We start from the raw sequence: 18,962 nt of genomic DNA, 5'->3' as shown, positions 1-18,962 counted from the left end.
GCCCCGTACCCAGGAGTTGCCGTCATGTTCGACACCCTGCTCATCGCCAACCGCGGCGAGATCGCCTGCCGGGTCATCCGCAGCGCCGAAGCCCTCGGCCTGCGTACGGTGGCCGTGTACTCCGACGCCGACCGCACCGCCCCGCACGTCCGCCTCGCCGACGAGGCCGTGCGCCTCGGCCCCGCCCCCGCCGCCGAGAGCTATCTGCGGGCGGACGCGGTCCTGGAGGCCGCCCTCGCCACCGGGGCCGGGGCGGTGCACCCCGGCTACGGCTTCCTGTCCGAGAACACGGCGTTCGCCGCCTCCGTGGAGAAGGCGGGCCTCGCGTTCGTCGGCCCCACGCCCGCCCAGCTGGAGGTGTTCGGCGCCAAGCACACCGCACGGGCCGCGGCGCTCGCGGCGGGCGTTCCCCTGCTGCCCGGCAGCGGGCTCCTCGCCGACGAGGAGGAGGCCCTGCGCGCGGCGGAGCGGACCGGCTACCCAGTGATGCTCAAGGCGACCGGCGGCGGAGGCGGCATCGGCATGCAGGCGTGTGCCGGGCCCGGGGAACTGCGGGACGCCTTCGCCCGGGTCTCGCGGCTGGCCCGGGGCAGCTTCGCCGACGGCGGGGTCTTCCTGGAGCGTTACGTGGAGCGCGCCCGCCACGTCGAGGTGCAGGTCTTCGGGGACGGCGCCGGGTCCGTCGTGGTACTCGGCGACCGCGACTGCTCCCTCCAGCGCCGCAACCAGAAGGTGCTGGAGGAGGCCCCGGCGCCGGACCTGCCGCCGCATCTGCACTCCGTACTCCACACCGCCGCCCGGGAGTTGTGCGCCTCGGTGGACTACCGGTCGGCCGGGACGGTGGAGTTCGTGTACGACCCGGTGCGCGAGGAGGCGTACTTCCTGGAGGTCAACACCCGCCTCCAGGTGGAGCATCCGGTGACCGAGGAGATCCACGGCATCGATCTGGTCGCCTGGATGCTGCGGCTGGCGCGCGGCGAGAGCGGCTTCCTGACGGAGCCGCCCGCCCGGGGCCACGCGGTCGAGGCGCGGATCTACGCCGAGGACCCGGCCCGGGACCACCGGCCCAGCTCCGGTCTGCTGACCCGCGTCGCCTTCCCCGAGGGCGTACGGGTGGACGGCTGGGCGGAGACGGGGCAGCACATCTCCTCCGCGTACGACCCGATGCTCGCCAAGGTCATCGCGACCGGTGACACCCGTGCGGAGGCGTTCGCCCGGCTGGCCGAGGCCCTGGACGGGACGGTGGTGGACGGGGTGGAGACCAACCTCGGGCTGCTGCGCGCCGCCTGCCGCGCACCGGTGGTGCTCGACGCCCGGCACACCACGGCGACCCTGGCCGGTCTGCGCGATCCGCGCACCCGGATCGACGTGGAACGCGGTGGTGCCCAGACCACGGTGCAGGACTGGCCGGGGCGCACCGGCTACTGGGAGGTCGGCATCCCGCCCGGCGGCCCGATGGACGACCTCTCCTTCCGCCTCGGCAACCGGGCCGTCGGCAACCCGGAGGGCGCCCCCGGCCTGGAGTGCACGCTGGAGGGGCCCGCGCTGCGCTTCTCCGCCCCGGCCACCGTCTGCGTCACCGGCGCCCCCGCCACGGTCACCGTCGACGGGCGCCCCGCCGCCCTGTGGGAGCCGATCGAGCTCGCCGCCGGGCAGCTGCTCGACGTCGGCACCGCCCAGGGCCCCGGGATGCGCACCTACGTCCTGGTGCGCGGCGGTCTCGACGTCCCCGCCTACCTGGGCAGTGCGGCCACCTTCACCCTGGGTGGCTTCGGCGGCCACGCCGGGCGCGCCCTGCGCACCGGTGACGTGCTGCGGCCCGCCCGGCCCGGGACCGATGCCCCGGCGCCCGCTCCGGTCCCGGCCGCCTCGCGCCCGCACTTCGCCGCGCACTGGCGCATCGCGGTCAGCGAAGGGCCGCACGCCGCACCGGACTTCCTCACGCGGGAGGGCATCGGGACGGTGTACGGGACGCACTGGAAGGTCTCCGCGCAGTCGGCGCGCACCGGTGTGCGTCTCGTCGGGCCCCGTCCCGAGTGGGCCCGTCCGGACGGCGGTGAGGCGGGACTGCATCCGTCCAACGTGCACGACACCGCGTACTCCGTCGGCGCGGTCAACCTCACCGGCGACACCCCGGCCATCCTCGGCCCCGACGGACCGAGCCTGGGCGGTTTCGCCTGCCCGGTCACCGTGGTGCGCGGTGAGCGCTGGAAGACCGGGCAGCTCCGGCCCGGCGACACCGTCCAGTTCGTCCCGGTCACCGAGCGGACCGCCGATGCCCTGCGCCGGACCCCCGCGCTGCTCACGCTCCCGGTCCCCGGCGGCCCGGACGGCGACGACGGCGTGCTCGGCCGCCGCCCCGCCGACGACACCGCCCCCGAGGTCACCTACCGGCGGGGCGCCGACGACAACATCCTCGTCGAGTACGGGCCCATGACCCTCGACCTGGGCCTGCGGATGCGCGTCCACGCCCTCGCCGAGCACATACGGGCGCTCGCGCCACGCGGTCTGGTCGACGCCACTCCGGGCGTACGTTCGCTGCATCTGCACACCGATCCGGACGTGCTGCCGCTGCGTACCCTGCTCGGTCTGCTCCGGGAGGCCGAGGGCCAGTTGCCCGCCACCGCCGATCTGCGGGTGCCCAGCCGGGAGGTGCACCTTCCGCTGTCCTGGGACGACCCGACCGTGGACGAGGCCATCGACCGCTACGCCGCCTCGGTGCGCGGGGACGCCCCCTGGAATCCGTCCAACATCGAGTTCATCCGCCGGATCAACGGCCTGGACGGCGTGGCGGACGTACGCCGTACGGTCTTCGACGCCCGCTATCTCGTCCTCGGCCTCGGCGACGTCTATCTCGGCGCCCCGGCGGCCACCCCGCTCGACCCCCGCCACCGCTTGGTGACCACCAAGTACAACCCGGCGCGCACCTGGACGGCGGAGGCCGGTGTGGGCATCGGCGGCTCGTACCTCTGTATCTACGGGATGGAGAGCCCCGGCGGCTATCAGCTCATCGGCCGGACGGTCCCGGTGTGGGGCGGTCTGCGCCCTCCCCGCTCCTTCGCCGACGGCACGCCGTGGCTGCTGCGGTTCTTCGACCGGATCGTCTGGCACCCGGTCGGTGCGGCCGAACTCCTCGACCTCCGGGGCGACCTCGCCTCCGGGCGTACCGCGCTCGACATCCGCCCGGGCGTCTTCTCGCTCGCCGAGCACGAGGCGTTCCTGCGGAAGAACGCGGAGGACATCGCCGCCTTCCGCGACCGCCAGTCCGCCGCCTTCGAGACCGAGCGGCGGGCGTGGGAGGCGGCGGGCGAGTTCGCCCCGCGCGCCGAACCGGAGCCGGCCGCCGGGGGCGCCGCCCCGCTCACCCTGCCGTCCGGCTCGGGCCTGGTCGAGGCCCCGCTGAGCTCCACCGTATGGAAGGTGGAGGCGGGGCCGGGCACCCGAGTTGAGCCGGGACAGGCCCTTCTGGTCCTGGAAGCCATGAAGATGGAGGTCGTGGTGCGCGCCCCCGCGCACGGCGTCGTCACCGACGTCCTCGTCACCCCCGGACAGCAGATCGACGCCGGCACACCGCTGGCCGTCGTCGCACGAGAGGAAGCAGCGTGACCCAGAGCTGTGCCGCACGCGTCACCGCCGCCTACCGCCGCATCGCCGAGACCGACCGGCCGGAGGTGTGGATCCTCCTTCGTCCGGAGGAGGAGGTCCTGGCGGAGGCCACCGCCCTGGACGCCCGGCTGGCCGCCGGGGAGCCGCTGCCCCTGGCGGGCGTCCTGCTCGCGGTGAAGGACAACATCGACGTGGCGGACCTGCCCACGACGGCCGGCTGCCCGTCCTTCGCGTACCACCCGGACTCCTCCGCGACGGCCGTGCGGCGGCTGCTGGACGCGGGCGCGGTCCTGCTGGGCAAGACCAATCTGGACCAGTTCGCCACCGGCCTGGTCGGGACGCGGAGCCCGTACGGTCCCGTGCGCAACGCCCTGCACCCCGAGAAGATCTCCGGCGGATCCAGTTCCGGTTCGGCGGTCGCCGTGGCCCTCGGCATCGTGGACATCGCGCTCGGCACCGACACGGCGGGCTCCGGTCGCGTCCCCGCCGCCCTCAACGGCATCGTCGGCATCAAGCCCACGCTGGGGCTGGCGCCCACCACCGGAGTGCTGCCCGCCGCCCGCCCGTACGACGCGGTCACGGTGTTCGCCCGCACCCTCACCGAGGCGCAGACGGCCATGGGCGTCATGATGGGACCGGACAAGGGCGACCCGCGTGGCCGGGTCTGGCCCGACGACGTCCGTCTCGCCGCCCCGGCCCGGCCCCGGATCGCGGTTCCCCGGGACGAAGACCTCGCCCCGCTGTCGCCCGGGGGGCGCGCCGCGTTCGCGGCGGCCGTCAAGCAGCTGGAGGCCGCCGGCGCCACGACCGCCGTGGTGGACGTGTCACCGCTGCTGGAGGCGGCCCGGCTGCTGTACGACGGGGCGCTGGTCGCCGAACGCTACGCGGCGGTCGGCGACTTCATCGTGGACAACCCGTCGGCGGTGGACCGCACGGTCGCCAGGATCATTCGCGCCGCCGCCCGACTGCCCGCCCATGCGCTGGCCGCCGACCAGGAACGGCTGGACCGGTACCGGGTGTTCGCGTACGGCCTCCTGTCGGACTACGACGCGCTGCTGCTGCCGACGACCACCGGGCACCCGGACATCGCCCAGGTGCTGGCCGATCCGGTGGCGATCAACTCCCGAATGGGCACGTACACCAACTTCGTGAACCTGCTGGACATGGCGGCCGTCGCGGTCCCGGCCGGGGAGGCCGACGGCAGCCCGTTCGGGGTCAGCGTCATCACCCGCGCCTTCGAGGACCAGCCGGCCATCGACATCGCCGCCGTGTTCACCGGGGAACAGGCACCGCACCCGCTGCCGGACGGGGGCGTCGGTCTCGCCGTGTTCGGCGCCCACCTGACCGGGCAGCCGCTCAACCACCAGCTCACCGATTCCGGGGCCCGGTACGCCGGTGAGGTGGCCACCGCCGCGTCCTACCGGCTCACGGCGCTCGGGACGACCCCGCCCAAGCCGGGCCTCGTCCGCGTGGCGCCGGCAGCCGGGGCCGCGATCGCGGGCGAGCGCTGGATCCTCGCGCCCGGCGCCCTCGGGCGCTTCCTCGCGGCGCTGCCGGCGCCCCTGTCGCTGGGGCGCGTCGAACTCGATGACGGCAGCTGGGTCCTCGGCTTCCAGTGCGACCCGCACGCGGCGGCGGGCGGCACCGACATCACGGAGCACGGTGGCTGGCGCGCCTATCTGGAGGCGACGGGCGCCTGAGGGCAGGGGGCGTCGCTCCTTCGGCGGACCGGGCGGCGGCCACCCGGCGTACACCGAGTGGCGCGCCCGGTCCCCCGCCCCGATGCTGTTGCGGCGCCGCCCGTACCCCCGCACCGAGAGGCCCGACATGCCCGTGGACGAACCCCCTCCCGCGGGCAGCACACGCACGCGTCTGGAACTCCAGTCGATCCGGGCCCTGTTGGACGCCCAGCGCAGGCGCGTCACCCAGTACGCCGAGCGTTACGGGCCCGCCGCGCCCGACGCCGTGACCCGGACCCCGGAGTCCGTCGTGGGTGCCCCGCCCTCCGGTGAGGAGGTGCTCGACGCCCTCCCGGTGGCGGCCCTGCTGCTGAGCCCTGTGCTCGGCGAGGACGGCGAGGTCCGGGACGTCGTCCTCCTCGCCCGCAACGCCACGGCCCGCGCCGACACGGCCGCCCGGTTCACCGACGAGGCGCTGCCCCCGTGGACCGGGCCGGTGTCCCTGTTCGAACGCATTCCCTCGCTGGCCACCACGGCGATCCCGCGCATGCTGGCCGACGCGCACCGCACGGGCGCGCCGCAGTGGAGCGACACGGTGGAATGGCTGGTGCACACCCGCACCGGGCCGGTGCGGGTCAGCGCGGAGATCCGGATCGCGCCCTGCGGCAACCACTTCCTGCTGACCTGGGAGCCGGGCGGCCGGCTCAGCATGGCCGCCGCTGCCCAGCAGCTGGTGCGCACGTGCTGGGCGGAGTGGAATCTCGCCGACGACGGCATCCAGCCGTCCCGGGGGTTCCGACAAGTACTGGGCCTGGCGGACGACGCCCCGGTGCCCAGCCTGTACGACCTGGCCGCCGCCACCACACCGGACTGCCTGACCACGCTGTACCAGGCGTTGTACGACGTCCTCCTGCGTAAGCGGGTCACCCAGTGCGAGCTGCGCTTCCGTGGCAGCGAGCGCGTCTTCCGCATGGTCGCCGAGCCCGTGCGCATCGTGCCCGGCGGCCTGGTGTGGGCCCTGCGGGCGGTCCTGACCGACGTCACCACGGACCGGCGCAGGCGGGAGGCGACACGGCGGGCCGAGCGCGACGCGCGCAGCGAGCACGAGCGTGCCGACGCGGTGGCGGAGATCGCCGGGGTCCTGCGTGACGCGGTGCTGCCGCACTTCCAGGACGAGCTGGACAGCTACGGCCTGGAGGCGGCGGCCGTCTACCGCCCCGACGCGCCCGGGGCCGGGGTCGGCGGCGACTGGTACAAGGCCCGCGGGCTGCCCGACGGACGGCTGCTGCTCGCGCTGGGGGATGCCCGGGGCCACGGACTGGAGGCGGTCACCCTGATGGCCAAACTCCGTTACGCGCTCGCGGGGCTCGCGTACACCTCGGAGCCCGTGGAGCTGCTGACGCGGTGGCTCAACGAGGTGGCCTGCGCGGACGCCAGGGAGTCCACCGCCACCGCGATCATCGCCCACTACCACCCCGAGCGCACCCTGCTCCGCTGGACCTGCGCCGGGCATCCGCGTCCGGTGCTGCTGCGGGACGACCGCGCCGCGCAGCTGCCGGCGCCCGCCGGAGGGCCCGGGCTCACCCTGGGCGTGCTGCCGGGGACTTCGTACAACGCCACCGAGACGAAGCTGGAGACCGGCGACATCGTCCTGATGTACTCGGACGGGCTGACCGAACGCCGCCCGGCCGACCCCGACCAGGACACCCTCCGCTTCCTAGGCGCGGCCGAGAGCTGCTTCCGGGAGTCCGCGGCGGGCCCCGGCCACGCCGGGCTCCAGGACTACGTCGAACGGCTCGTTGCCCGCCTGGACGGCCCCCACCGCACCGACGACGCGACCCTCCTCGCCCTGCGCCGGCCCTGACTGGTGCCCGGGGCGGTGTCAGTGGGCTCCCGTAGTCTTCCGGCCATCACTCACCGCCTGGAAGGACCAAGAGAGTTGACTGGCCTGTCCGCCTTTCCGCTGCCGTTCCACGCCTCCCGCGCCGATGGGTCCGCGCAGCCCCGCACCCTGCGTGAGCTGGAGATGATCGCGTGCAGCGCGCACCTTCGGGCGAAGCCGGGATGGTTCGAGAAGACGCACGACACCGCCATAGCCGCCAGGTGGACGCGGGAGGCGATCGACCAGGGACTCACCGAGGCGCAGGTGCGCCATGTGCTGGCCGAGCTCGCGCACTACGCGGAGCTGCGGGACGCCCGTACCGGCATCGAGGTCTCCGCCGTCGACGGGGTCTGGCAGTCGGACACGCTGATCGACGCCGAGCTGCGGTCCCGGCTGCGCGAGGCGGTCCGGGTGCTGGAGGAGGTTCCCGAGGAGGAGAAGGACTGGCATCCCGGATCGGACGGCCAGGTGCTGGACCTGGTGCATCCCTCGCTGTTCTGCCTGGTACGGGAGGTGAGCGGCGGCCCGGAGCGGGCCTGGGAGAACCCGACGAGCCCCTACTCGAAGTACGAGTTCTCGGACCGGTTCCAGTGGCTGCCCACGGATGTCGACGTCAGCGCGGACGGCGAGGCCGCCTTCCGTTCGTACGTGAACAACGTCCACCCCGAGGACCACCGGGAGCTGGCCGCCGTCCTGCCGGAGCTGCTCACCCGGATGCTCCCGCTGCTGGAGAACGTGCTCACCGATCTGCGCCATCCGCGGCCCCCGCGGATCAAGGCCAACCCGTACGGCTGGTACGACTCGGAGCCGGAGCACCCGGACGAGGACGACTTCGGCGACACGGAAGCGTACGAGGAAGCGATGGAGGCGTACGAGGCGGCGGTGGACGACTGGTACCAGGACCGTCGCCCGGTCGTCCCGGACGCCCCGGAGTTCACCGCGCCCGAGCCGTGCGACGCGTCCGGCCGGGTCGTCCTGCGCGGTCGCCGGCTCCAGGTCATCGCCAAGCTGGCGACCATCCACCTGACGCCGGAGAAGCCCGAGTACGCCGGGGGGTCCTGGCACGTCGAGGGGATGCTGAACGAGCGGATCGTGTCGACCGGCATCTACTACTGGGACAGCGAGAACATCACGGACAGCCGGCTGAGCTTCCGTACCGCGGTCCACGACCCGGACTACGAGCAGAACGACAACAACGGCGTGAGTGACGTGTACGGCCTGGAGAACGACGGCCCGCTGAACCAGGCGCTGGGCTCGGCGCCGACCCCGGCCGGACGCTGTCTGGCCTTCCCCAACGTCCTTCAGCACCAGGTCGGTTCGTTCCGCCTCGCGGACCCGAGCCGCGCCGGGCACCGGAAGATCCTGGCGTTCTTCCTGGTGGACCCGTCGGAGACGATCGTCTCGACCTCCGACGTGCCACCGCAGCAGCCCTGGGCCGGGGCCTCGACCATGACCCTGGAGGAGGCGAAGGCGTACCGCGAAGAGCTCATGCGGGAGCGGAAGTTCTTCGTGGACGAGCACAACGAGCAACTGTTCGAGCGGGAGTTCTCCCTCTGCGAGCACTGAGTACGCCCTCCGGCTCACACCCGGGCAGGGTCTGAGCCGGAGGGACGCGGCCGGGCGGCCCGGGGGTCAGCGGAGTCCGGCGAAGAGGTCGTTCTCGGGAACGGGGGCGTCGGTGGTGTCCTTGACGCGTACGAAGGGTTCCACGCCCATCAGCTCGCCGAACCGCTCCTTGCCCATCTTGAGGAAGAAGATGTTCTCGCCCTGGCTGGCGTGCGCGGCCAGGGAGTCGAACTTCTGGCCGCTGAACGCGGTGGTGTCGACCCAGGTGGTGATCTCGTCGTCGGGCAGGCCGATCTCCGCCATCGCGGCGGTCTCCTCCGGGTCGGGCTCCGGCAGGTCCTCGCCGAACTCGCGCATCATCTCCCCGAAGCGCTGCATCATCGAGCGCGGTGCCGTCGTCCAGTAGACCTTCGGCGTGAGCCCGGTCAGTTCCAGGGCGGCCATCGTGATGCGGTTGGCCTGGATGTGGTCGGGGTGGCCGTAGAAGCCGTTCTCGTCATAGGTGACGACCACATCGGGCCGGTAGTGGAGCATCAGCTCGGCGAGCCGGGCGGCGCCCTCCTCCACGGGCGTCCCCCAGAAGGAGCCGGGCGCGTCGTTGGCCGGCCAGCCCATCATCCCGGAGTCGGCGTAGTCGAGCGTCTCCAGATCGCTGATCTTCAGCACCTCGCAACTGGCCTCCAGCTCCCGGCGGCGCATCACGGCGACGGCCGCCGGGTCGTGCCCGGGATCACCCGGCTTCACGCCGCCCGGCCCGTCGCCGCAACCGCCGTCGGTACAGGTCACCAGCACCGTGCGGATGCCTTCCGCGGCATACCGGGCGAGCACGCCCCCGGTCCCGGTGGCCTCGTCGTCGGGGTGGGCGTGCACTGCCATGAGGGTCAGCGGCCGGTCAGTCATCACACAGTCCTCCAGCGGAAACAAGCATGCGGTACGGGGGCGCGGCTGACGCGCCGCGCCCCCGTCGGTGCAACCGTCCGGACCGGACCCGGTGTTCCCGGCGGGGCCGATCGGCGTGGCCAGAACATGTCGCCCGACCTCCCTGGCGGTGACAGATTCCCCAAGGAGGTGATGGACGCATGCACGGGGAGGCGATGAGACATGGCTGAGGTGGACCTTTCGGCCGGCACGGTCGAGTATCTGGACACCGGCGGTGAGGGGCCGGTCGTGGTCCTGCTGCACGGTGTCGCGATGGACGGCTCCCTGTGGCGGAACGTGGTGGAGCCCCTGCGATCCGATGTCCGCTGTGTGGTGCCGACGCTGCCGCTGGGGGGCCACCGCCGGCCGATGCGCCCCGACGCGGACCTGTCGGTCGCGGGCGTGGCCCGGCTGGTCGCCGAGTTCCTCGACCGGCTCGGCCTGCGCGACGTCACGCTGGTGATGAGCGACTGGGGCGGTGCGCCGGCCCTGGTCTCCGAGGGCAGGGACGAGCGGATCGGGCGGCTCGTGATCACGTCGTGCGAGGCGTTCGACAACTTCCCGCCGGGCGTGCCGGGCGGCAACCTGCTCACCTCGGCGAAGCTGCCGGGCGGCATCAGCCTCGCCTTCAGGCTGCTCACCTTCCTGCTTGACGGCGGGGCCGCCTCGTCCCAGAGCCCGGACCGTGAGGAAGACTGGGGGCATGAGCGAGGTCGTTTTCACGCGCGGAAGTGGCTGGATCCCGAGCGTGGTCCGCGAGGACGGTGCGCTGAAGCTGATGCTCGGGGCCGGGGCGGATGCCAACCATGAGCCCCGGACGTTCACGTTCCCGGTCGGCGAAGACCACCTCGCGGTGATCCGGGAGGATCTGGGCAGGCACCTGCTGCTGTGGAGTGCGGTCCTTCCGCTGTGCGAGGCCGCCGGAACGCGGGGCCCGCTCGATGAGGACGCCGCCGTCGCGCTCCTGGACCCGGTCCTTCTCGCCGCGCCCGACGACGTCGACGCGTACTTCCGGCGCATCCCCTGGGACAAGGGCCGGCTCATCGCCCACGGGGCCGGCATCGACATGCTCGAACGGGGCCGGGTCTGTGCGGCGATGCGCACGGCGACGGAGACGTCCGACGCGAAACGGGCCCAGGAGTACCACGCACAGCGCCGTCGCGCCGAGCGCGGCACCGTACTCGGCGCACTCGACGCGGCGGTGCTGAAGTACACGGGCCAGTACGTGCACGGCGCGACGATCCCGAGGCGGCTGCCCGACGCCGTCGACGCCGCGCTGCTGCCCGGGGTCATGCGGGTGATCGCCACCGCGGAACACGCGTGCGACGGTCTGCGGATCGACCGCGATCCGCGACGGGGCAAGCGCGGCACGGACAAGCGGGACTGGGAACGGATGGCGGCGACGGTCGAGTCGGCCGTACGCCGTGCACACCCGGAACTCGCCGACGACGCGGTGCGCACCGTGAGCTTCCTGATGTGCTCGGAGGCCGCCGACCGCGCCAGGAACACGCCCCTGGACGCTTACGAGGAGCCTGCCGGCAGCCGCGGGGCCCTGTCGTTCACCGACGACAAGGGCGCCGAGAAGAAGTGGCGCCCGGGCGGTCCCCGTACCGCCGCCGTGGAGTTCTGGGAGTTCGTCGAGGACCGTGTCGGGTCGGACAACGAGGTCTTCACCATCGAGGACGAGGAGCGGGGCGAGGGAATCCAGGCCCACTTCTACGCGGACTCCCTCGCCCGGATCACGACCGTGCGCAAGGGCCGGGGCGGCGCTGATCCGGAGTACCGGGTCGAGTACAGCCTGGTCGACGGGATGAGCGGGTACCGGAGCCTGGTGAGCGCCTTCGTCCGGGGCGGCTGCGCCGCGCTCGACGGGCTGGGTCCGTGGATCCCGGACCACGCCGAGTTCGAGCGCGCGCGCCGGCGGCGGGGCGGCCGGTAGGCGGCGCCGGGGTCAGGCCGGTCCCGTCGAGCCGCCCGGGCCCACCACCGTCAGCAGGTCCACGACGAAGATCAGGGTCGAGTTCGGCGGGATGAAGGCGGAGGGTGACTGTTTGCCGTAGCCGAGACGCGGGGGAACGATGATCTCGCGCCGGCCGCCGGCCTTCATGCCCCGCAGGCCACGGTCCAGCCCCTTGATGGCCTTGCCGCCGCCCACGGCGAACTTGAACGGCCGGTCCTGCCCCCAGGAGGAGTCGAACTCCCTCCCGGACGCGAACGCGACGCCGACGTAGTGGACCTGGACCACCCGGCCCGGCAGCGCCTCCGGCCCCTCCCCCACCACCAGGTCCCGGGTCGTCAGCTCGGTGGGCGCGGCTCCCTCAGGCACCTCGACCTCGGGCTTGGCCGGTTCGTTCATCATGGACCCCTTGCTTGTCGGCACGGCTACTTCGTGTAGTTGTAGACGGTTGCCCGCGAAACGCCCAACTGGTCGGCGATGAGCTGGGCGGAGCCGCGGGTCTCGAAGAACCCGTCGCGGTGCAGCCGCCGGACCAGCTCGCGCTTCCGCTCACGGTTGAGGCCGCGCGGTGTGCTGGAGCGTTCCGCCGCGAACTCATCGATGGCCGACCGGAGTTCGCGGCCGCCGCGGTCGCGCGGTGTCTCCAGCGCCTCGCCCTGATGCCGGACGTCCCTGGCGACGAGGTTGGCCAGGGTGAGGGCCATCGGCGAGAGCGTACTGACGTCCAGGTTGAGACAGAGGGCCGCGACATAGCGTCCCTCCGCGTTCTTGATACCGATCGATGTGCTCTTGGCGGGGCGCCCGTCCGGGAAACGGTTGCTGTAGTTCTGGATGACGCCGGGGTAGTCGGGGTCCGCGATGCGGCGCAACCCCAGTTCGGTGGCGGGGTCGCCGACCTGTCGTCCGGACAGGTTGTTCTCGATCACGCGGATGGCGTGGTCGGGCCGGCGCAGATCGTGGAGGACGACCTCGCACAGCCCGGGGAACATGCGCCCGACGGCGACGGCGATGCGCTCGGCCTCGCGTACGAGGTGCTCGTCGTCCGGACCGTCGGTGGGGCGGGTCATCGTGTGCTGCCCGCTTCCCGGACGTCGTCATCGTGGCCGCCGAAGACCGCGGCCATCGTCTCGGCGGACTTGAGACCCGCACCGGTGAGCACGACGACGGTCGTCTCGCCCGGGGCGATCTCACCGGACGCGATGAAGTGGTCGAGGGTCGCCGCGGCGACACTGCTGGTCGGCTCGGCGTACAGGCCGCGTGCGCTCAGGGCGCGGACGGCGGCGTGGATCTCCGCCTCGGGAACGGCGTACGCGGCTCCGCCGGAGCGGCGGATGGCCTCCACCGCCTCGGGCAGCCGGACCGGGCGGGCGATGGACGCGCCCTCGGCGATCGTCGGCACCCGCGCGCCGCGCGAGCCCGGGTCGATGCCGTTGAACGTGTCGGCGATGGTCGCCCAGTGCTCCGGCTGCCCGACGAAGAGGCGCGGTCGCCGGTCGGTCTGCCCGGCGGCGAGCAGTTCGCCGAACGCGAGGTCGCACCCGATGACGTTGCTGCCGGCCCCGGCCACGAGGACCACGTTGTCGGGCGCGGTGAAGCCCAGGGACTCCCACATCTCGTAGGCGACGGTCTTGGTGCCCTGGATGAACATGGGGTGCCAGTTGTGGCTGGCATACGGAATCCGCTCCGACTGCCGGATCGCCTCCTCCGCGACCTCGTCGCGGGTGCCTGCCACGAGCTCGATCTCGGCTCCGTACGCCCGGGCCTGGAGGATCTTGGCCGCCGAGGTGGCGGCGGGGACGATGATCTTGGCGCGGATCCCGGCAGCGGCGGCGTAGGCGGCCACCGCGGAACCGCCGTTCCCCGAGCTGTCCTCCAGCACCCGGTCGACCCCGAGCGCCACGAGGTGGGAGATCATCACCGATACGCCCCGGTCCTTGAAACTGGACGTCGGATTGAACCATTCCAGCTTGAAGTGGACCCGCCGCCCGCCCCAGTCGACCGGGATCATCGGCGTACAGCCTTCTCCCAGGCTCACCCGCCGGTCGGCCGGAACGGGAAGGACGGCCCGGTAGCGCCAGAGGGACCGCTCGGCGCTGTCGATCTGCTCCGGCCGCAGCCCCGGCAGCGCGCTGACGGCAAGGGGACTCCCGTCGTCGCCCCGCCGGCGCGGGTCGTCCAGGGGGTAGCGCCTGCCGGTCCGGTCGATGAGGACGGGGGCGGCGATGCTCGAAGGCTGTTCGTTTGGCATGGGTGATCCCGGCTTCTCCACACTCGGCGTCACCTCAGGCTAGACGCATCATCCAAATATGAACAACACATCCAAGGTGTGCTTGCGCGCACCGCGCCGGAAGGCCCCGGTCACCCCAGGAAGCTCAACCGCACCTGCCGCTCCGCGTTGTCTACGTTCGTGTCGACCAGGCACACCGACTGCCACGTGCCCAGTTCCAGTCGGCCCACGATCACCGGCAGGGTGGCGTGCGGGGGGACCAGGGCCGGGACCACGTGGTCGCGGCCGTGGCCGGGGTGGCCGTGGCGGTGCTGCCAGCGGTCGTCGGCCGGGAGCAGGGCGTGGAGGGCGGAGAGGAGGTCGTCGTCGCTGCCCGCGCCGGTCTCCAGGACCGCGATGCCGGCGGTGGCGTGCGGGACGAAGAGGTTGAGCAGGCCGTCGCGGCCGGAAGCGGCCTCGGCGAGGAACCGTTCGCACTCCTGTGTCAGGTCGGTGACGGTCTCGGTCGAGCCCGTCGTGAGGTGCAGGACCGTGGTGGTGAAGGCGGGAGAGGACATGGTTCCCATCCTGCCGTGGCCCGGGGCCGAATCCACCGAGCGACGGCGCGCGGGAAGTTCCGTGGGCCCGTCGCAGTTGGTAGAAGCGTGAACGATTTGGTGATGCGGTCGGTGGACGTCGTGGTGATCGGCGCCGGGCAGGCGGGGCTGTCCGCCGCGTACCACATGCGGCGCAGCGGTCTGGAGCCGGATCGCGGCTTCGTGGTCCTCGACCATGCGCCGGAAGCAGGCGGCGCCTGGCAGTTCCGGTGGCCTTCGCTGACGTACGGCAAGGTGCACGGCATGCACGCGCTGCCGGGGATGGAGCTGACCGGTGCGGACGAGGAGCGGCCCTCGTCCGAGGTCATCGGCGCCTACTTCGACCGGTACGAGCGCACCTTCGGGCTGCGCGTGCACCGGCCGGTCGACGTCGGCGCCGTGCGCGAGGGTGAAGACGGCCGGCTGCTGGTCGAGACCTCCGAGGGTACGTACGCGACGCGCGCCCTGATCAACGCGACCGGGACGTGGGACCGGCCGTTCTGGCCGCGCTACCCGGGACAGGAGACGTTTCGGGGGCGGCAGTTGCACACGGCGGGCTATCCGGGCCCGGACGCGTTCGCCGGACAGCGGGTGGTCGTCGTCGGCGGTGGCGCCTCCGGTACGCAGCATCTGATGGAGATCGCCGAGGTGGCGGCGGAAACCCACTGGGTGACGCGCCGGCCGCCGGTCTTCCGGGAGGGGCCGTTCGGGGCGGACCAGGGGCGGGCCGCCGTCGCGATGGTGGAGGAGCGGGTCCGGCGCGGGCTGCCGCCGCAGAGCGTGGTGAGCGTGACCGGGCTGCCCGTCAACGACGCCATCAGGCGCGCCCGTGAGTCCGGGGTGCTGGACCGGCTCCCCATGTTCGACCGGATCACGCCCACCGGTGTCGCCTGGGACGACGGCCGCCGCATCGAGGCCGACGTCATCCTCTGGGCCACCGGCTTCCGCGCGGCCATCGACCATCTCGCCCCGCTGCGGCTGCGGGAGCGCGGCGGCGGCATCCAGGTCGAGGGCACCCGAGCCGTACGCGACCCGCGGGTCCACCTCGTCGGCTACGGTCCCTCCGCCAGCACGATCGGCGCCAACCGTGCCGGGCGCGCCGCCGTGCGGGAGATCGTCGCGCTGCTGCGGGACGGGGTGCCGGGGGCGCCTGCGGAGCCCGTAGAGGTTCCCGCCTTCGTCTGAGGGCCGGGCGCCCGCGTCCTCATCCCCCTCCCCGGTTCCGGTTGAACTCCGCCACGTTCCGTTGCTGTTCCGCGTAGTCGTCCGTGAAGCGGGTGTCGCCCGGGGCCACCGTCACGAAGTACAGCCAGGGGCCGCGGGTGGGGGTGATCGCGGCGGTCATCGCCTGTTCGCCCGGGTTGCCGATGGGCGTGGGCGGGAGGCCCTTGTGGGCGTAGCTGTTGTAGGGGCTGTCGAGCTTGGTGTCGCCCGTGGTGGTGTCCAGGGTGCTGCGGTTCAACGCGTAGTTGAGGGTGGAGTCCATCTGGAGCGGCATGCCCCGGTCCAGGCGGTTGTGGATGACGCGGGCGACCTTGCCCATGTCCGACTCCGTGTCCGCCTCGGCCTGGACGATGCTGGCGATGGTCACCGTCTGGTACACGGTCACGTCATTGCGGCGGGCGCCCGCCGTGATGTGGTCGGCGCCGAAGTGCCGACCCGCCGTGTCGGTCAGGTAGCGCAGCAGGCTCTTCGGGGTGGTCGTGGAGGTGACCGGGTACGTCGCCGGGTAGAGGTAGCCCTCGGGGTTCCCCTTCGCCGCGGCCGGGAGCGGCAGGTCCGACGTCGGCGCGGCGCCGGCGGTCGTGCCGGCGGGTACGCCGAGGGCCTGGTCGACGGCCTCGTAGACCTGGGTCGCCCGGCGGCCCTCGGGGATCACCAGGGTGCGGGCCGTCTCCTCGGTCTTCGTTGCTCGTGTGAGCAGGGGGATGAGCACCGCTGCGGCCACGACGAGGACGAGCAGGGAGCCGATGAACAGCGTCAGGCGGCCGCGCCGGGTCAGGCGCGGGCGGCGGTGGGGCGGGGTGACCGGGGGCGGGGTATCCGGGGTCTCGTGCGCCATGCGGGCACGCTAACCCGCGCCGGTCCCGGCCCCGGGGACGCCATGCCCGGCGGCACTCCTCCTGGTCAGCCCGCCACGGGGGCCATCTCCGTGTCCCGGCGGACCAGTGCCGCGTACCGTCCGTCGAGCCGGAGCAGTTCCTCGTGGGTGCCGCGTTCCGCCGTGCGGCCGCCGTCGAGGACGACGATCTGGTCGGCGTCGCGGACGGTGGAGAGCCGGTGGGCGATGGTGATCGTGGTGCGTCCGGTGGAGAGCGCGTCGATGGCCTCCTGCACGGCGCATTCGGTACGGGTGTCGAGCGCGCTCGTCGCCTCGTCCAGGATCAGTACCGGCGGGTCGCGCAGGATCGTCCGCGCGATGGCGAGGCGCTGTTTCTCACCGCCGGAGAAGCGGTAGCCGCGTTCCCCCACGAGGGTGTCGTAGCCGTCGGGGAGCGAGGCGATGTGGTCGTGGATCTGGGCGGCGCGGGCGGCCGCCTCGATCTCCTCGTCGGTGGCGTCCGGCTTCGCGAAGCGCAGGTTCTCGGCGACCGAGGCGTGGAAGAGGTACGTCTCCTGCGAGACGACGCCGACCGCGCGGGCGAGGGTGTCGAAGTCGAGGTCGCGCACATCGACCCCGTCGAGGGTGACGCGGCCGCCGGTCACGTCGTAGAGCCGGGGCACCAGGTAGCTGAGGGTGGACTTTCCGGACCCCGTGGGGCCGACGACGGCCAGTCCGGCTCCGGCGGGCACGGTGACATCGACGCCGCTGAGGGTCGGGCCGCTCTTCTCGTCGTAGCTGAAGTCGACGTTCTCGAAGCGGACCTCGCCACGCACCTTCTCCAGGCGCACCGGGTTCTCCGGCTCCGTGATGTCCACGGTGAGGTCGAGGTATTCGAAGATCCGCTGGAAGAGGGCGAGGGACGTCTGCATCTGCACCCCGGTGGAGAGCAGACTCACGGCGGGGCGGAAGAGGCCCTGCTGGAGCGAGACGAAGGCGACCAGGGTGCCGATCGAGACGGCGGGCCCGCCGGACTGGAGGGCCATGCCCGCGGCCCAGTAGATGACGGCCGGCATGGCGGCCATGACGATGCCGATGGTGGACATCCGCCACCGTCCGGCCATGCTGGCGCGCACTTCGAGGTCGACCAGCCGCTCGGACTCCTCGGTGAAGCCCTGGGTGAGCGAGTCGGAGCGGCCCATCGTGCGGCCGAGCAGGATGCCGCTGACGGACAGCGACTCGGTGACGGTGGCGGCCATGGCGGCCATCTGCTTCTGGCGCTGGGTGGTGATCTTCTTGCGCTCGCGGCCGACCCGGCGGCTGATCCAGACGAAGACGGGCAGCAGGAGCAGCGAGACGACGGTGAGCCGCCAGTCGAGCGCGAGCATGGCGACGACGGTGGCGATGACCGCGGTGAGGTTGGAGACGAGCGAGGTCGCCGTCGAGGTGACGGTGGCCTGCATGCCCCCGATGTCGTTGGCGATCCGGGACTGGACCTCACCCGTGCGGGTCCGGGTGAAGAAGGCGAGCGGCATCCGCTGCAGCTGGGTGTAGACGGCGGTGCGCAGGTCGTGCATGACGCGCTGGCCGACGGTGGTGGAGATGAGGGTCTGGAGCACGCCGAAGACGCTGTTCATCACGGCGGTGAGGATCATGCCGAGGGCGAGCAGAGTGAGCAGCCCGGTCCGCCCCTGCGGGAGGGCGGTGTCCAGGATCTCGCGCAGCAGGAACGGCGAGGCGACCGACACCAGCGACGAGGCGCCGACGAGCAGGCCGACCACCGCGAGGCGGCCGCGGTACGGGCGGAAGAGGCGGAGGATGCGGCGCACCTCGGCGGGCGGCTGGGCCGCGTCCTTGGGCGGAGGTGTCCACGTGGGTTCGTCGGGTTTCATGAGCTCCTTCGTCGGGCGTGTGGCAAGGGTGGGCGGGGCAGCCCGGGCGCGGGGATCGCGACCGTGACAGTCGAGCCGAATGAGAGCATAGCTCATTGTTACCCCTACTCACAATGAACGACGTCCTGTATCGTTCTTCCCATGGACTCCCCCGACCCCGACGGCATGCTCGCCGAACAGCTGCTGCGCCTGACGCGCAGGCTCCAGCGCATCCAGGGCCGCCAGCTGGAGCCGATCGGCATCACGCCCGCGCAGTTCCGGCTGCTGCGCACCGTCGCCCACTACGACGGACCGCCCCGGATGGCGGATCTCGCGCAGCGCCTCGACGTGGTCCCGCGCGCCGTGACGACGCTGGTGGACGCCCTGGAGGCCGGCGGGAGGGTGCGTCGCGTCCCCGATCCGGACAGTCGTAGGGTGGTCCGGATCGAGATCACGGACGAGGGCATCGCCACGCTCCGCTCGCTGCGCGACGCGCGCCGGGCGGCCGCAGAGGAGATCCTGGCTCCATTGACCGCCGACCAGCGCGAGGTGCTCGGCGGCCTGCTGACCGCCCTGGTCAACGGAATGCCGGAGCGTCGCTGCTGACCGGTCACGGGACGCGGCACCGAGCCGTCGGACC

Annotated in this window: 15 protein-coding genes; 8 read left to right on the top strand and 7 right to left on the bottom strand. The window is 72.7% G+C overall.

Annotated elements, in window-relative coordinates; translation table 11 throughout:
* Nucleotides 1-24: 24 nt before the first annotated feature.
* The 4 genes from uca (at nt 25) to OG867_RS28865 (ending at nt 8,733) form a co-directional block, all read left to right on the top strand.
* The gene (gene uca / locus OG867_RS28880; RefSeq protein WP_406289769.1) at nt 25-3,606 is read left to right on the top strand and encodes an urea carboxylase; all 3,582 of its coding nucleotides are present in this window, start codon (nt 25-27) and stop codon (nt 3,604-3,606) included.
* Nucleotides 3,603-5,306 carry an allophanate hydrolase gene (gene atzF, locus OG867_RS28875; RefSeq protein ID WP_406289765.1) on the top strand — a complete coding sequence of 568 codons (1,704 nt, stop codon included), beginning with the start codon at nt 3,603-3,605 and terminating at the stop codon, nt 5,304-5,306. Before uca ends, atzF begins: the two co-directional genes overlap by 4 nt.
* Before the next feature lie 127 nt (nt 5,307-5,433).
* On the top strand, nt 5,434-7,149 hold the full coding sequence (locus tag OG867_RS28870; RefSeq protein ID WP_406289762.1) for a PP2C family protein-serine/threonine phosphatase: 1,716 nt from the start codon (nt 5,434-5,436) through the stop codon (nt 7,147-7,149).
* A gap of 75 nt (nt 7,150-7,224) precedes the next feature.
* A complete protein-coding gene (locus tag OG867_RS28865; RefSeq protein WP_406289759.1) occupies nt 7,225-8,733 on the top strand; it encodes a DUF4246 domain-containing protein in 1,509 nt (502 codons plus the stop codon).
* Between the two features lie 66 nt (nt 8,734-8,799).
* On the opposite strand, the gene OG867_RS28860 is transcribed toward OG867_RS28865, so the two are convergent.
* Nucleotides 8,800-9,633 carry a PIG-L family deacetylase gene (locus OG867_RS28860; RefSeq protein WP_328899026.1) on the bottom strand — a complete coding sequence of 278 codons (834 nt, stop codon included), beginning with the start codon at nt 9,631-9,633 and terminating at the stop codon, nt 8,800-8,802.
* A gap of 201 nt (nt 9,634-9,834) precedes the next feature.
* On the opposite strand from OG867_RS28860, the gene OG867_RS28855 reads away from it, so the two are divergent.
* On the top strand, nt 9,835-10,461 hold the full coding sequence (locus tag OG867_RS28855) for an alpha/beta fold hydrolase (RefSeq protein ID WP_406289755.1): 627 nt from the start codon (nt 9,835-9,837) through the stop codon (nt 10,459-10,461).
* Nucleotides 10,355-11,590, top strand: a complete 1,236-nt coding sequence (locus tag OG867_RS28850; RefSeq protein WP_406289752.1) for a DUF6357 family protein — start codon at nt 10,355-10,357, stop codon at nt 11,588-11,590. The genes OG867_RS28855 and OG867_RS28850 overlap by 107 nt, the downstream gene beginning before the upstream one ends.
* A gap of 12 nt (nt 11,591-11,602) precedes the next feature.
* Here the strand turns inward: OG867_RS28850 and OG867_RS28845 are convergent, their stop codons facing one another.
* The 4 genes from OG867_RS28845 to OG867_RS28830 all read right to left on the bottom strand — a co-directional run bounded on the left by OG867_RS28845 (nt 11,603) and on the right by OG867_RS28830 (nt 14,392).
* Nucleotides 11,603-12,010, bottom strand: a complete 408-nt coding sequence (locus tag OG867_RS28845; protein ID WP_328899029.1) for an FKBP-type peptidyl-prolyl cis-trans isomerase — start codon at nt 12,008-12,010, stop codon at nt 11,603-11,605.
* 23 nt (nt 12,011-12,033) lie between these two features.
* The gene (locus OG867_RS28840) at nt 12,034-12,675 is read right to left on the bottom strand and encodes a PAS domain-containing protein (RefSeq protein WP_328899030.1); all 642 of its coding nucleotides are present in this window, start codon (nt 12,673-12,675) and stop codon (nt 12,034-12,036) included.
* Nucleotides 12,672-13,856, bottom strand: coding sequence for a pyridoxal-phosphate dependent enzyme (locus tag OG867_RS28835; RefSeq protein WP_406289748.1), 1,185 nt, complete (start codon nt 13,854-13,856; stop codon nt 12,672-12,674). The genes OG867_RS28840 and OG867_RS28835 overlap by 4 nt, the downstream gene beginning before the upstream one ends.
* Nucleotides 13,857-13,966: 110 nt before the next feature.
* A complete protein-coding gene (locus OG867_RS28830) occupies nt 13,967-14,392 on the bottom strand; it encodes a secondary thiamine-phosphate synthase enzyme YjbQ (protein WP_406289746.1) in 426 nt (141 codons plus the stop codon).
* A gap of 102 nt (nt 14,393-14,494) precedes the next feature.
* Between OG867_RS28830 and OG867_RS28825 the strand changes: the two genes are divergently transcribed.
* On the top strand, nt 14,495-15,595 hold the full coding sequence (locus OG867_RS28825) for an NAD(P)-binding domain-containing protein (RefSeq protein WP_406291207.1): 1,101 nt from the start codon (nt 14,495-14,497) through the stop codon (nt 15,593-15,595).
* Nucleotides 15,596-15,614: 19 nt separating this feature from the next.
* Here OG867_RS28825 and mltG read toward each other — a convergent pair whose 3' ends face one another.
* Both mltG and OG867_RS28815 read right to left on the bottom strand, forming a co-directional pair.
* On the bottom strand, nt 15,615-16,472 hold the full coding sequence (gene mltG, locus OG867_RS28820; protein ID WP_328899033.1) for an endolytic transglycosylase MltG: 858 nt from the start codon (nt 16,470-16,472) through the stop codon (nt 15,615-15,617).
* A 65-nt stretch (nt 16,473-16,537) separates the two neighbouring features.
* Nucleotides 16,538-18,343 carry an ABC transporter ATP-binding protein gene (locus OG867_RS28815; protein WP_406289742.1) on the bottom strand — a complete coding sequence of 602 codons (1,806 nt, stop codon included), beginning with the start codon at nt 18,341-18,343 and terminating at the stop codon, nt 16,538-16,540.
* 141 nt (nt 18,344-18,484) lie between these two features.
* On the opposite strand from OG867_RS28815, the gene OG867_RS28810 reads away from it, so the two are divergent.
* On the top strand, nt 18,485-18,928 hold the full coding sequence (locus tag OG867_RS28810) for a MarR family transcriptional regulator (protein WP_328899035.1): 444 nt from the start codon (nt 18,485-18,487) through the stop codon (nt 18,926-18,928).
* The last annotated feature ends 34 nt before the right edge of the window (nt 18,929-18,962 follow it).

This window comes from Streptomyces sp. NBC_00209, from assembly GCF_045206345.1.
In the GTDB taxonomy this organism is placed as follows: Bacteria; Actinomycetota; Actinomycetes; order Streptomycetales; family Streptomycetaceae; genus Streptomyces.
This window is presented reverse-complemented; position numbering and strand designations above follow the sequence as displayed.